This window comes from Roseobacter ponti (genome assembly GCF_012932215.1).
GTDB lineage: Bacteria > Pseudomonadota > Alphaproteobacteria > Rhodobacterales > Rhodobacteraceae > Roseobacter > Roseobacter ponti.
The window spans coordinates 3,084,257-3,098,748 of sequence record NZ_CP048788.1 but is presented as its reverse complement, the minus strand read 5'-3'; the positions used below and the strand labels follow the sequence as shown (position 1 = coordinate 3,098,748).

The window sequence follows — 14,492 nt, the reverse complement described above, 5'->3', positions numbered from 1 at the left end:
GTAACTCCTTCAGACGAGATATTTTTTTAACATTGACGCACCCAGCGTGTACTTTGGGTCCACCATATTGCCGACGCGCATTTTCCCGGCCTGTGTTGCCAGAAAATAGGCCTCGGACTCCTCAAAGCCGTAGTCCTCGACCATCCAGCGGACAAGATCACGGTAGGCCATACGCGCTGCATCCTCCATCGGCCGGGCCGATCCGACCGACATGATGAAATCTTCGGTTTCCAGTCGCACACCGGGGATCGCCCAGTCTTTGATCAGATCGATCTGAAGCACGACCGTGGCCGGGATTTCGACCGCCACGCCGCAAAGCTCGCCGTCGCCCTGGCGTCCGTGACAGTCACCGACAAAGAAATGCGCGTCCTGCCGCTGCACCGGGAAATAGACGACCGCTCCCGGGGCCACATCGGGCAGGTCCATGTTGCCGCCCCAGTAATCGGGTTGCAGCGAGGAGACGGCCTCGATCTCCGGACTGATGCCCATGGTCCCGATGAAAGGCTCGAAGGGCAGGGTGATGCGGTCAGAGAAACGGACACCTTCCTCAGTCACGTCCATCTTCTTGACGCGCTCGGTGATGGCCGGATTGAGCATCAAACTGGCATCAGCGACCAGAGCGCCAAAGCTGGGAATGAGCGCCGTGGTGCCGGCAGGTTGCGGACCGCGTGGCAGGACCGAGTGGATATGAACGGCCAGCACATCGCCTTTTTCCGCGCCGGTCACGGCGATGGGCCCGTTCTGCGGATTGACGAAGGGCATGTTCAGCTTTTCGGACGGCAGATCGTCCTCGCTGGTGATCGCACCGCCGAAAGCATCCAGCGTTTCCACCTCGACCACATCACCGGGAGAAATCCGCAGGACAGGCTCGGCATAGGGCCCGTAGACATAATGGAACGTGCCCTGATCCTCCTCGCTCAGCCGGTGTTTTGCACCGGTAGCACCCTTTGCAGCGGCCTTGCGGCCCATAAACGATGTCGAAATCCAGGACATGACGTTCTGTCTCCTCTGGCTGATGTCACTATGGCTCTGAGCTAGCGTGCCTGCAGCGAAAGCACAGGGCAGGCGTCACAGCGCCCGTTCAGTATGTATCTTCATAGGCCGCGCAGCGTGCGGCCGTGTCCATCTCCGCCAGATGCGCAATTTCGGCTTTCTTATGCGCGCAATAGACAGCGGCGAAAGCATCCGGGAACCATCCTGTCACAACCGGATCTGCCTCAAATGCCGACAGGGCCGCCTCCAGCGTTTCCGGCAATCTGACGTATCCTCTGGCCTTGAGCTCTGCGGGCGACAGCAGCGAGAGATCTTCTTCGGTCGGTGCGGGGGCTTTCAGGCCGTCTTCAATGCCCTGTGCACCTGCATGAATGATTGCGGCCAGCGCCAGATAGGGTGAGGCCGCCGCATCCGCGGCGCGGTATTCGATATTGAACTGCCGTGCGATGGAAAGCGGGTCTTTCGCAGTCACCGGGCAGACGCGAAGCGAGGCCTCCCGGTCCCGAAACCCGAGGTTGTTATAGGCCGCGGACCAGCGATGCGGGGTCAGCCGCTCATAGGAAATCACCGATGGCGCTGTCAGAGCGAGAATATTCGGAAGGTACTTCAACACACCCGCCGCGAAAGCATCGGTCATGTCAGACATGCCGCAGGGCCCGTTTTCGTCATAGGTCACAGGCGTACCGTTATCATCCACAAAACTCATATGTATGTGCACGCCGTTGCCCACACCTGCCGGATCCCGGATCGGCGTGAATGTCGCCGCTGTGCCCACCGCACGCGCGGCAGAACGGGTAAGCTCGCGCAGCACAACGGCTTCGTCGGCGGCCCGAACACCCCGGGCCGGTCCCACGACCACCTCATACTGGTCCGGGCCGTACTCCTTCATGATGCTGTCAGGCTCCAGCCCTGCCGATTTCAGCGCAGCCATCACTGTCTCGCAAAGGTCGCGCTGCAGCTCAAACCCCTCACGGGTGTAGGCCTGGTTCGGCACCGGGGTGTCGCTTTTGATCTGGAACTCATGCTCAAAAGCACAGATCAGATGTGCACCCGCAACCCTGTGCAGCCGGTCCAGCGCGGACTTCAGCAATGAGCGCATGCAGAAATCCCAGGGCGCACCCTCAAGCGTGGTGATGTCAGACATGATGAACCGCTCAGTGCGTCCGCCTCGCAGGGTGACATCGGCAGATGCCTCCTGATCCGGGATCAGCAGCAGATCCCCCAGAGCGCCGAAAGGGGTCTCGGCGATCCGGTCAAAACAGGTGATCTGCACATTTGTCGGCGTCCAGCCCAGCCCCCGCTTCAGACGGCGTTCCAGCTGGTCTGAGGGAAAGGCCTTTCCGCGCACCTTTCCGGCAATGTCGCAGACAGCGGCAAATATCAGCGGAACCCCGGTCATGTCAGATCATCCTTTGACGGCTGCCTCAGTTTCTCCCACGCCTCCATCCGGGCGCGTGCCTTGTCCCAGTCGTGCTCGGCGATCTGCGTCACAATCGCTTCGGTAACCGCGAGAGCTGCGGAATAAGTGTCCCAGAGCGTGCCGCTGTCAATGGGCACGGGCAGAACCTCATGGGCGTGTTTCGCGACAGGCGAAATCCATTTGTCCGTCATCAGCAGGATCCGGGCGTTCCTGTTGCGCGCGGCGCTGCACGCAAGGCGCTCCAGCCGCTTTTCATAGCGGCGGAAGTCCACGAGATAGAGGATATCCCCCTGCCGCATGCGCATCAGGTAGTCCGGCCAGATTTCCGGATCGGTCGGCAGGTGGGTGACATCCTTGCGAATAAGCCGCAGATGAAAGGTCAGATGCTTCGCAATCGTGTCGCTGATACGCCCGCCCAGGACATAGATACGCCGCTTCGGATCGGTCAGCAGCATGCAGATCTGCAAAAACTGCTCTTCTGTGATGGCATCGGCGGCCATGGCCATCTGCGAGGTGGATTTGGCAATGAAGTCCTTCAGGAACCCACCCTCGACGGGTCGGTCCGGCGCATGCAGATCGAGCGGCGAGCGCAGGCCCTGCTTGAGCTCCGAGATCAGTTCGCGCTGAAATTCCTGATACCCCTCCAGGCCGATCTTGGTCACGAAACGTGAAATTGACGGGGCCGATACCTCCGAGTGGCGGGCAAGCTCGTGGATCGGATTAAGGCCCGAGAACGGATAGTCCGACAGAATGGTGGCGGCCAGTTTGCGCTCGCGGATCGTGAGGGTATCAGCAGCTTTCTCGATGCGTTCGCGGATGATCATGCGGGGTCCGGGTGCCTTCTGTTTGGGCAAGGGTGTGTGAACTCAGCTTTCACGTCAACTAATTTTGTTGACTCTGAAATTCTTATTTCGTTTCCTGACGGGTGGGTGCCTCCTGAGGGGGCAGGGGCTCGCGCGGGTGGTGTTCGCACGTCTGTCCCTTATCCGGCAACCATCCGTTTCATAAGGAATACGCAGGAAATGACAGCAAGCCCGGAAAGCGTTCTGACGCGGGAAGTGCCGCTCGTGCCTGAACAATCGGCACTTCTTTTCATTGATGTGCAGAATTTCAGCGCCAGACGCGACGGCGCTGAATTCAAAGATATGCCGGATGCGGAGTTCACCGAAAAATACGGCTGGTTTTTCGATGAACTGAAATCGCGCGTGGTCCCGAACATGCAAAAACTGCAGGCCGGGTGCCGCGCGGCCGGGGTCGAAGTGCTCTACACAACCATCGAAAGTCTGACCAGAGACGGCCGCGACCGGAGCCTTGATTACAAAATTTCCGGGTTCAACGTGCCCAAAGGATCCTGGGACGGTAAAGTGCTCGACGACATTGCACCCGGGGATGACGAGATCGTCCTGCCCAAGAGTTCCTCGTCGGTCTTTGTCTCAACGCACGTTGACTATATCCTGCGCAACCTCGGCGTAAAACAGCTCGTGCTGAGCGGTCTGATCACCGATCAGTGTGTGGAAAGTGCCATTCGCGATGCCTGCGATCTCGGCTATCTGGTGACACAGATCACGGATGCCTGTCTGACTTATTCACAGGAACGCCACGATCAGTCTCTGCGCGCGATCAAAGGCTATTGCCGGCAGGTCACCACGCAGGAGCTGCTGGATGAGCTGTCATAAATGACGCGAGCCACGTCAAAGCAGGGTCCGGCACATGGGTGACGCAAACCTTCTGACGTTTCCCGCGCGGCTGCGGGCCGCAAACCTGGTGCGCACGCTGGTCTGCCTTGTGGTCCTGGCAGTGGCCGTGGCGGTGCTGACGCTGGTCTTCGGACGATCCGGGGAGCGCATCGCCGTGCAGATGTGCGTCAATGTTGCGGCAGTTGTCGCGTTGGGCGTCTTCTGCGGGAACACCGGGATCGTATCTTTTGGCCATGGCGCTTTCATGGCGATCGGTGCCTATCTCTCGGGCATCCTGACCATGCCCGCTGGGATTCAACGGACGTCCCTGCCGGAACTGCCCGCGTTTCTGGCCGGGCACGAGCTGTCGCTCTGGATGGCGTTACCTGTCGTGGCGCTCGCGGGCCTCGTATTTGCCGCTATCAGCGGCACCGCCATAGCGCGCCTCATGGGCGCATCGGCGGCGATTGCCTCGCTTGGTCTGCTTATCATAACTCATGGCGTCGCTGTCGGCGCCCGCGAGATCACCCGTGGCAGTCAGACTTTTTTCGGGGTGCCGCGTGTTGTTGATCTGTCGCTGGCCTTTGGCGCGGCAGTGGTTTTTATCCTGCTCGCGCGCGCCTATCGCGAAAGCCCCGCGGGCCTTTTCGCCAGAGCCGCACGCGATGATGATGCTGCCGCAGCGGCCCTCGGAATTAACCCCCGGCGCACGCGCTTTGTCAGCTGGTGTCTTTCGGGGGCTATGTGCACCGTTGCCGGCGCGCTTTACGGGCACATGCTTGGCGCGTTTTCGCCGGCCTCATTTTATCTGTCGCTGGTCTTTGCTCATGTGGCGATGATGATCGTGGGAGGCATGGCATCCGTCGGCGGTGCCGTCACCGGGGTGATCGGGATCACGCTGCTGCAGGACGGCGTGCGACAGTTTGAGGGCGGCGTTGAGGTCTTTGGCGTGGCCCTGCCGGAAGTTTTCGGCCTCACCACAGTGTCGCTGGGGCTGGCGATCCTGCTGGTGATCTGGCTGAGGCCTGCGGGTCTGGTGGGTCGGTTCGAGCTCGGGCCAGGTGCCGGTGCGCGTATCTTTGACCGGATCTCACGGGAGACCAGCCCGGCCCCTGCGCCGGCGCGCGTTTCCGAAGAGATCCTGCAGGCAGAGCAGCTTTCCAAGAGTTTTGCCGGCGTCAGAGCCGTGGATCACATGACCTTCGCCGCCCCCACCGGGCGCGTCACCGGGCTGATCGGCCCGAACGGCGCCGGAAAGTCCACGCTCGTCAATCTCATCACGCGCCAGTATCACGCCGACAGCGGTAAAACTCTTCTGTCGGGAAGGGATCTGAGCACGGTGTCTGCCGAAAACGTGGCCCGCGCCGGTATCTCCCGCAGTTTCCAGAACCTGCGTCTTTTTCAGGGTCTCACGGTCTATGAAAACGTGCTCGTCTCTGCACTGGCCGCCGGGCACCGCGGCGCACAGGCCGCCGCCGTCGCACTGCGCGAACTGCGGGCTTTTGATCTGGGGGACCTTGCTGCGACGCGCGCTGATGCGCTTTCTTATGGTGCGCGCAAAAGGCTCGAGATTGCCCGCGCTATTGCACAGGAGCCGGTCATCCTGCTGCTGGATGAGCCCGCGGCCGGCATGAACCCTGCAGAGACCGATGATCTGGCCGACCGGCTGATGCAGATCCGCGACGAACGCGGCATCGGTATACTGCTCATTGATCACGACCTGCACTTCGTCAACCGGCTCTCGGGTTGGACGGTGGTGATGCACCGTGGCACCCTGATCGCAGAAGGCGCCCCCGAAGAGGTGCGCGCCGACCCGGCCGTGATCGAGGCCTATATCGGTCGAGGTCGCACAGCAGCGGCCATTACCAGAACAACCAAAGAAGAAACTTTCCCGCAACAAGGAGTAAGACCATGACTTTCAAGAAACTGCTTTTGACCACAACGAGCGCACTGGTGCTCACCGGGGCGGCACAGGCCGAAGACTATGTGATCGGCGTGATGTCGGCGCAATCGGGCTATCTGGCACCCTATGACGGACCGGCCTATGCGGGCTTTCAGTTCTGCGTCGATCAGAGAAACGCGGCCGGCGGTCTGAACGGCGAATACATGGTGAAAACCATCGTCAAAGACACCCGTTCCGACATCGCCGAAGGGGTGAAGGTAGTGCAGGAAATGCTGGATGACGGCGCACAGTTCATCGTCTCCTCAGCAGATGCAGACCCCACGATCGCCGCGGCCCAGATCACCATGGCCGACGGTATCCCGACCATGACTTTTGCGGGCACAGCGCCCGTGCTGACCCAGGTGGGCCCGCATGTTTTCGGCAGCTATCCGGCGGATAATCAGCAGGGTGCTGTACTGGCGGCTTATGCCCGCGATCAGGGTCTGCAGAACGTCTATCTGGTGAAATCCCCGGACAGCGCCTATACCCTCGGCGGGCCCGAGTACTTCGGCGAAGTCTTTGAATCGCTCGGCGGCAACATCGTCGGCACATCGAACTATTCCCTGAACCAGCCCGATTTTTCCGCCATCGTGACAACCATCAAGGCCGCTGAACCGCAGCCAGATGTGATCGTCACATGGGCCTGGGAGCCGGATTTCCCGGCCTTTATCAAAGCGCTGCGCGGTGCTGGGCTCGACACGCAGGTCATGGGCGGCGACGTGCTCGACACGCCGACGGTCCGCGGCCTTGGAGACGTGGTGGACGGGGTGGTGCACACCTCTGGCGGCTTCCCTGACGAAGGGTCGGATTACGCCAGGTTCATCGATGATTTCAAAGCCGCGACCGGCACGACGCCGGACAACAACTACTACGTCAACGGCTGTGACATCGTAAACATGATCGAACAGGCGGTCGCGGCTGCCGGCTCTACAGATCCTGGGGCCGTGACCGAAGCCATGGCAGAGATCGAGAACGGCAAGGGCATTATGTCCGATTTCACCTTTAAGGGGACGGACCGGATGCCATTGCGCGATGTGGTGGTGGCGCGGATCACCGGCGATGGTGAGAAGGAGTTCGTGAAACGCACCAAAGCCGATCCTGCAACTCTGCCAAAGCCCTGAAGGACGCAGGCATGGAAACCGCACTCACCATAAAGGGGCTCGATGTCCGGTACGGACCGGTTCAGGCCACGCGCGGCGTGGACCTGACGGCGGCCGTGGGCGGCGTCACAGCGCTTCTTGGGGCCAACGGTGCCGGCAAGACATCCACGGTGATGGCTATTGCCGGGGCGCTGCGCATCTCCGGCGGGTCGGTTTCCATTTTCGGCCAGGACATGACAGGGGCTGCGCCCGACGCCATTGTGCGCGCGGGCGTAGCCATCTCTCCGGAAGGCAGACGCGTTTTCTCGGCGCTCTCGGTCGAGGACAATCTGACACTAGCGGGCTCGGTTGTGGCCGATACGGCCACAGCACTCGACCGGAAGAACGCGATGATGCAGCGTTTTCCGATCCTCGGTGAAAGGCGCAGACAACTTGCGGGCCTTCTGTCCGGCGGCGAGCAGCAGATGCTGGCCGTCGCGCGGGCGCTGATGAGCGGGCCGCGGCTTTTGCTGATGGATGAGCCCTCGCTGGGGCTTGCCCCGCAGATGGTGGACGCGATTTTCGCCATCATTGAAGAACTGCGCGAAGAGGGGATTTCAATTCTGCTGGTTGAGCAGAACGCTACTCTGGCGCTCGATGTGGCGGATCATGCGGTCATTCTCGCAAACGGAGCCGTCGCCGCTGCCGGCGCGCCCGATGACCTTAAAAATGACAAGCTGCTCCAGGCAGCCTATCTGGCGGCCTGACACATGGACCTGATCATCCAGCAATCAATCAATGCAATCAGCCTCGGTGGTGTCTATGCGATGCTGGCCCTTGGCCTTGCGATCGTTTTTTCCATCGTGGGGCTGATCAATTTCGCTCACGGCGATATCATGACCTTCGGCGGCTACGGGATTTTCCTGTCGCTGGCGTTTGGCATGTCGCCGGTGGCCGCACTGGCCATCGGGATCGGCGCGGCAGTGGTGATGGCGCTGACGCTTGAACGCACGGCCTTCCGGGCGATGCGCGGGGCTGATGTGGTTACCCTGCTGATCACCAGTTTTGCCGTGTCTGAGATACTCAAGGTACTGTTTCAGAATACAATATCCGCGCGCCCGGTGCCCATTTCTTTTCCCGCAGCATGGTCCGGCACCTATGAGATCGGAGGGGCTACGATCGGGGTCGTACCAACAGTGTCGATCATCGTGGCCTTCGTGTCGTTGCTCGGGCTGACCCTGATCCTGCGCCGCACTGCGACCGGTATGGCAATGCGTGCCGCAGCCGAAGATCTGGAGATGCTGAAACTGCTGGGTGTGCGGGCCAACCGCGTGGTGGCGATGGCTTTTGCGCTCTCAGGTCTGCTCGCGGGCATCGCTGCAGTGATCTGGACGGCGCAGCGCGGATCGGTCGATCCGATGATGGGGTTCTTCCCCGTGCTCAAGGCCTTCATCGCCACGGTTCTGGGCGGCCTCGGCAGCCTCGGTGGCGCTGTGCTGGGCGGCTTTGTGATCGGCATACTGGAAGTGCTGACCCAGGCGTTTCTGCCTGACGGGCTCTCGCCATACCGCGATGCGATCGTGCTGGCGCTGGTGATTGCTGCTCTTCTCTGGCGACCCGACGGGCTGCTGCCTGCCCAGAATGCCAACCGGTCGTGAACCCCTGGCGGGCAGGGGCTGCAAGGACATGCGCGGGGCAGACATATGGATGACCTGAGTTCCGGGAAAACGTTGCTGGCCGGGGGGGATCCGCCGCCGGTCGAGTGGGTGAACCGCGAGAGCACGGCCCCGGTCCTGTTACTCTGTGAGCACGCAGGTCAGGCGATCCCGGCGGCGCTTGCGGGGCTGGGCCTGCCAAAGGGGGCCGTTGATCTTCACATCGGATGGGACATCGGGGCGGAGCGCCTCGCGCGGTCTCTTGCGGCGAAACTTTCCGCGCCGCTGATCCTGCAACGCTACAGCCGCCTTGTGATTGACTGCAACCGTCCGGCGGGCACGCCCGGCTCGGTCCCGGAAATCAGTGACCATGTCGTCATTCCGGGCAACAGCAATCTCAGCCAGGCGGCGCGCAGAGAGCGTGAAATGCTGATTTTCGGCCCGCTGAACGAGGCAATCGTTGAAGGGTTTGCGCAGGCGCCGCGCCGTGCCGCCTTTTCGATACACAGTTTCACCCGCCAGATGCGCCGGGGCGACAGGCGCGAATGGGATGCCGGGTTTCTCTGCCGTCACGACCTGGCCACAGCGCAGGTCTTTCTCGACACGCTGAGCCGCATGCGTCCGGGTCTCAGCCTTGCGGTCAATGAACCCTATCAGATTGAAGAAGACGGCGACTGGTTTATCCCGCATCACGCTGAGCCGCGCGGCATCGCTCACTGCCTTATCGAAGTCTGTAACGATCAGCTGCACAGCGATGAAGCGGTCGGGGACTGGGCCGGTCTGCTGGCCCGTGCGATCGACGACGTTCTCAGGGTCTGAACCGGCGCTCAGCTCTGCCAGAGCGCAACCTCGGCCAGTACTTTATCGAGGGTTTCGACGATCATATCGATGTCATCAGTTTCGATCGTCAGAGGCGGCCGGATTTTCAGAATATTGTCCTTTGGTCCCTCGCTGCCGATCAGGATGCGATGATCCCGCATCCGGTTCTTCACATAGCTGCAGATGTCAGGGCTTTCGCCGCCCTGCGCGTCGACCAGTTCAACGCCCAGAAACAGGCCCATGCCACGCACATCACCAACGCTGTCGTAACGCCGTGCGAGGCCTTCCAACCCGGTGATAAGCCGCGTGCCCATCGCTTCGGCGTTTTCCTGCAGGCCTTCGTCATCGACGATATCGAGCACCTCTTTCCCGATCCGGCAGGACAGGGTGGAACCGCCGAACGTCGAGAAGAATTCGATCCCGTTATCAAAGCTCTGCGCGATTTCGCGGGTGGTGATGACAACCCCGATGGGATGGCCGTTGCCGATGGGCTTGCCGAGCACCACCATATCGGGCACCGCGCCCTGGTGCTCAAACCCGAAATAAAACGCCCCGAGCCGGCCCAGACCTGTCTGCACCTCATCGGCAATGCAGACACCACCGGCGGCCCGGATCTTTGCATAGACCGCTGCAAGATACCCTTCCGGCGGGATGATCTGTCCTCCGACGGACGGAAAAGTTTCCGCAATGAAACCGGCCAGAGGAAATCCCCGGGCCTGCAAGGCCTCAATCGCGGGATCCACGAGATCTGCAAAATGCGCTGCGCGGTCCGGATCGTCGCGTCGGAAGGAGCCGCGATAATCATCGGCGACCTCCACCAGTTCCACCCAGTCCGGCTTGCCGGTCCCTCCGGGCTTTGCGAACTTATAGGCCGAGATATCCACGGCCCCGGTGGTGTTGCCATGATAGCCGTGGTCCGGCGTGATCATGCCTTTCGCGCCGGTATGGGCCCGTGAAAGACGCAGCGCCAGTTCATTCGCCTCCGATCCGGAATTGACGAAGTAACAGACCTGCAGACTGTCGGGCAGTTTCGACAGGATCTTTTCGGCGAAGGCGGTCTGCAGGGGGTGCAGATAGCGTGTGTTGGTGTTCACTTTTCTGAGCTGATCGGCGGCCGCGGCCTGAATGCGCGGATGGGCGTGGCCCACATGCGGCACGTTATTGTATGCGTCGAGATAAACCCGCCCCCATTCATCGAAAAGGTGATGCCGCCAGCCGCGCATCAGCATCAGCGGCTCTCGGTAGGTGAGGGAAAGATTGCCACCGAAATGCGCGCGACGGCGGTCTCTGACACCTGCATGGTCGGGGGGAGCATGCGTCACTTTTTCGTCCGGCAGGTTCAGCAGGCAGGCCGGGTTCGGACAGAGCTGCTCCCACATCTGCAGATCATCGGGGTCTGCGACCCCCGGCCACAGGGGGGCCATGCCATCAGCCGTCATCAGCAGCTGAAAGTGCAGATGCGGTGCCCAGCCACCGTTTACCGCCTGCGCGCCGAGAGTGCAGAATGCCTCTCCCTGCTCAACGACTGAACCGGACTTCAGCGATGGCAAAAAACCGGGATCAAGGTGGCCGTAAAGCGTAAAGAACGCGTCTCCCTGCGGCGTTTCGTGCCGCAGGATAATCATCCCGCCATAATCAAGCGCGCCCTCGCGGTTTTCCGCAATCACAACTTCGCCTTTCAGCGGGGCGTGGACCGGCGTGTCCGCAGGTGCGAAAACATCCACCGCCATATGCACCGAACGCCTGTCGCCGGCCTTGTACCTGCCTGTGCGAAACGCCTGATCGGTGTAGATGAGCCGCGGCTCGCGGTAACAGCCCAGCCAGAGATCTTCACCCGCCACGTCCTCCTCGCCCAGCTCTGCGGCTTCAGCAGCAGTCATCTCAAACGGGTTCTGCGGCCGGGCCGACCGGTCGGCGGAGAGGTTTCCCATCGGAGCTTTTGCCAGATCTTCTTTGATGATCGGTGCGAAGCTGCCGCGCGCCTCATTGAGCCACGCCAGCACACGGTCCGCACCCTCTGCGACCGGCAGGCCGCAGGCCGCGCGCAGCCGCGCCCTGAGCAGAGCCGGATTAATCGCAACACTTTCCAGAAACCGCCATGCCGGGGCCTGTGAAATGGTGATGTAAGGATCATCCGGTGTGGCTTTTGCCATGATCGTCGAATTCACAACGCTGACCGCAAGACGCGCGCGCAGCAGTGGCCAGAGCATGTCCACCTCATCCGCTGTCAGGGGCGAGACCGCGTGATATCCGGCCACGAGGCGGGCCAGAGCACGCTCCGCATGGTCGTTCTCCAGCACCATATAGGCCGCGGCAATCGCGAGGTCACAGATGCGCGGTGCGCGGCACATGTCCCCGAGATCAATGAGGCCCGAAATGCGCAACGGGCCGCCCATCGCCCCGTCCACGAGGATATTGTAATCATTGGCGTCATTGTGAACAGCCTGCTGCGGCAGCGCCCTGAGCGCAGGCTTCAGTTCTCTGAACTCCGCGACTATCCCTGCAATCAGCTCCCGGCGCGCCGGATCTTCAACGCAGTTCAGGTCGTCTGCGATCCGGTCTGCTTCCGGCAGGTTCCATTTGAAGCTGCGGTTCAGGCCCGGGTGCTCAAAATCCGCCAGTGCCGCAGCGCACCCTGCCAGAACCCCGCCAGCCTCGTCAATGAGCCCGGGGCTTTCAGGCGCAACCCTCGCATAGCAGCGCCCCGGGAGTTTTTCGAGAACCCAGACAAGTCTTGGTGCGCCGTCTTCCCCCTTGATCGTAACCCAGGGATCGCCGGCCGCGCTCCGCACCACACGCGGCACGGGCAGGGCGGGAGCTTTCTGTTTCAGGTGCTCCAGCGCCCGGACCTGCATGTCGACCAGCCGGGTCTCGCAGCCCGGCCGCATCACTTTCAGTATGTAGTCTTTGCCATCTTCGCCGTTCACGAGGAAATTCAGATCAAATTCACCGTCCAGCCGGACAAGCTGTGCTGTGATCTGCCACCTGTGGTGAAGGGCGCCCGCCCAGTAATCTGTCAGCATCACATTCCTCTGATCCGGCTTCGCCGCCGGTTCAGGTCAGCAGAGCTGATTTTCGTAGTTTTCTCGCCGGCGCCACGACACTATTCTGTTGATCGCTCAGATGCGCCTTTGGCCACACTACCGGCGGGAGATGCGATAGCAAGGCGGTGCCGCCACTTTCCGGCACCGGTACCGGTCGCAGGGATATGCCGGGGTCGGGCGGGGTATGCAGGGCTTAAGTGCCGGCGGCGGGGTTGCCCGGTCCTGACCGGTCAGGCCGCAGCCGGATGCGGGAGAAACACTGCACCGGAAAGACAGGTCCGGTGGCCCTGCAAAAGCTGTCAGAATGCGGAGCGCTGTCTGCACGGGCTTCGCATGGCCCGGGCTTTATGGGTCAGAAAACCGGCGGTAATCCGGTCGGAAAATATACCCGTACGGGCGCCTTAACCATACCGGCTGCCGCCTCAGTTCGCTGAGCTATCCCGAAATATCTCAGCAGCACTGTTCCCCGGTTGCAGGGTTATCTCAGCGCGCATAGGCTTTGTGGATATGACATTTTTAATAACTGCTCTGTGGCTTGTCGGCGTGGCGATCGTCTGTGTCACAGTTCTGTCGCTCGTCCCGTCTTCGCGCTGGTGGGTCAGAATGTGGGAGTTTCCACGCCTGCATATACTCCTCGCCTCGGTGGCTATGATCTTTGCTGGTATGGCCTTACCGGAAAACCAGCGGTTTGCCTTCATGTCACTCATGGTTCTGACGGCGCTCTATCAGGGCCGGAAAGTCTTTCCTTTCACGCCCCTCGCGCAGGCCGACGTCGCGGTATGTAACGCAGACGGGCGGGATACGCTGACAATGCTCGCCTCGAACGTGCTGATGGAGAACGACAACCATGCGGCTCTGACTGATCTCATTTCGCACAGCGATCCTGACGTCCTGTTGCTGATGGAAACCAATGAGGTATGGAACACAGCGCTCAGTGCAACGCTGTCGCGCTACCCGACAGTTGTACGCCACGTGAGGGACAACCACTACGGTATGATATTCGCAACGCGTCTCAAAACCGGCGCTGCTGAAACGATCTTTCTGTCGGATGACAACACGCCGACCCTGCTGGCTGATCTGCAGGCGCCTGGCGGAGGATGGTTTCATTTCATCGGGCTGCATCCGCGTCCACCGGTGCCCGGAAACACAACGCAGGAGCGCGACGAGCAGATAAAACGCGCGGCCACACTGACGCGGCATTCCGATCTGCCGGTGGCAATTATGGGCGATTTTAACGATGTCGCCTGGTCCTGGTCTGCAATGCGGTTCAAACATCACGGGCAGTATCTTGACCCGCGCATCGGTCAGGGCATCCTCCCCAGCTTTGATGCAAATCACAGAATTCTGCGCTTTCCGATTGATCAGTTCTACCTCACCGAAGGGATTGATCTTGTCTCCTTCCGGCGCGGTCCCCGGATAGGATCTGACCACTTCCCGATGCTTGCTGTGATTGCGGTCAGTCAGAACGCCGGACGGCGAAAAAGCGGATGACATTATTGCTGTCTTTGGCCGTTTGCCACATTGATGCGGAGGAAAAGCCGATCCGCCTTTCCGGGTCGTTCTGCGCGCCCTGAACAATACCGGTGCAGAGCGCGATAAGTAGCCCCTGTATGAGCAGTTGAGCAAAATGAATGCTCCCGACGCGGCTCCGCGCCTTCCCGGGCTGGGCGTTCCACAGGTTGCGAAACAGGTCCGTGGGAAGAGGCTAAAACCCGGTAATCCCCTCCGGTTTTACGCATCGTCGCGTGCAGAACCGACGGGAACCGCTCTGCAACTGCTGTGAACATTTTCGTGAGGCATGTGGGCAACCGGGTCCCTTTCTGCCGCCAGGCGTCCGTTTGCGACCACCTCTTTCGGAGCGGCA

11 protein-coding genes are annotated in these 14,492 nt (G+C 61.1%); 7 read left to right on the top strand and 4 right to left on the bottom strand.

What is annotated here, in order from left to right:
* Positions 1-9 precede the first annotated feature (9 nt).
* The 3 genes from G3256_RS14755 to G3256_RS14745 form a co-directional block, all read right to left on the bottom strand.
* Positions 10-993, bottom strand: coding sequence for an acetamidase/formamidase family protein (locus G3256_RS14755; protein ID WP_169641554.1), 984 nt, complete (start codon positions 991-993; stop codon positions 10-12).
* Positions 994-1,081: 88 nt separating this feature from the next.
* Positions 1,082-2,392, bottom strand: coding sequence for a glutamine synthetase family protein (locus G3256_RS14750; protein ID WP_169641553.1), 1,311 nt, complete (start codon positions 2,390-2,392; stop codon positions 1,082-1,084).
* Positions 2,389-3,237, bottom strand: a complete 849-nt coding sequence (locus G3256_RS14745) for a MurR/RpiR family transcriptional regulator (protein ID WP_169641552.1) — start codon at positions 3,235-3,237, stop codon at positions 2,389-2,391. The genes G3256_RS14750 and G3256_RS14745 overlap by 4 nt, the downstream gene beginning before the upstream one ends.
* A 198-nt stretch (positions 3,238-3,435) precedes the next feature.
* On the opposite strand from G3256_RS14745, the gene G3256_RS14740 reads away from it, so the two are divergent.
* From G3256_RS14740 to G3256_RS14715, 6 genes are read left to right on the top strand one after another with little or no spacing between them, the layout of a single operon-like run.
* Positions 3,436-4,089, top strand: a complete 654-nt coding sequence (locus tag G3256_RS14740) for a cysteine hydrolase family protein (RefSeq protein WP_169641551.1) — start codon at positions 3,436-3,438, stop codon at positions 4,087-4,089.
* Positions 4,090-4,123: 34 nt separating this feature from the next.
* Positions 4,124-6,004: a branched-chain amino acid ABC transporter ATP-binding protein/permease gene (locus tag G3256_RS14735; RefSeq protein ID WP_169641550.1), complete on the top strand. Its 1,881-nt coding sequence runs from the start codon at positions 4,124-4,126 to the stop codon at positions 6,002-6,004.
* A complete protein-coding gene (locus G3256_RS14730; RefSeq protein WP_169641549.1) occupies positions 6,001-7,152 on the top strand; it encodes an ABC transporter substrate-binding protein in 1,152 nt (383 codons plus the stop codon). Before G3256_RS14735 ends, G3256_RS14730 begins: the two co-directional genes overlap by 4 nt.
* Before the next feature lie 11 nt (positions 7,153-7,163).
* Complete coding sequence (locus tag G3256_RS14725; RefSeq protein ID WP_169641548.1) at positions 7,164-7,877, top strand: ABC transporter ATP-binding protein; 714 nt, start codon at positions 7,164-7,166, stop codon at positions 7,875-7,877.
* Positions 7,878-7,880: 3 nt separating this feature from the next.
* The gene (locus G3256_RS14720; RefSeq protein ID WP_206040746.1) at positions 7,881-8,768 is read left to right on the top strand and encodes a branched-chain amino acid ABC transporter permease; all 888 of its coding nucleotides are present in this window, start codon (positions 7,881-7,883) and stop codon (positions 8,766-8,768) included.
* A 45-nt stretch (positions 8,769-8,813) separates the two neighbouring features.
* Positions 8,814-9,584, top strand: a complete 771-nt coding sequence (locus G3256_RS14715; protein WP_169641547.1) for an N-formylglutamate amidohydrolase — start codon at positions 8,814-8,816, stop codon at positions 9,582-9,584.
* A gap of 8 nt (positions 9,585-9,592) precedes the next feature.
* On the opposite strand, the gene G3256_RS14710 is transcribed toward G3256_RS14715, so the two are convergent.
* Complete coding sequence (locus G3256_RS14710) at positions 9,593-12,607, bottom strand: aminotransferase class III-fold pyridoxal phosphate-dependent enzyme (RefSeq protein WP_169642456.1); 3,015 nt, start codon at positions 12,605-12,607, stop codon at positions 9,593-9,595.
* Positions 12,608-13,135: 528 nt separating this feature from the next.
* Between G3256_RS14710 and G3256_RS14705 the strand changes: the two genes are divergently transcribed.
* On the top strand, positions 13,136-14,119 hold the full coding sequence (locus tag G3256_RS14705; protein ID WP_169641546.1) for an endonuclease/exonuclease/phosphatase family protein: 984 nt from the start codon (positions 13,136-13,138) through the stop codon (positions 14,117-14,119).
* Positions 14,120-14,492: the final 373 nt, after the last annotated feature.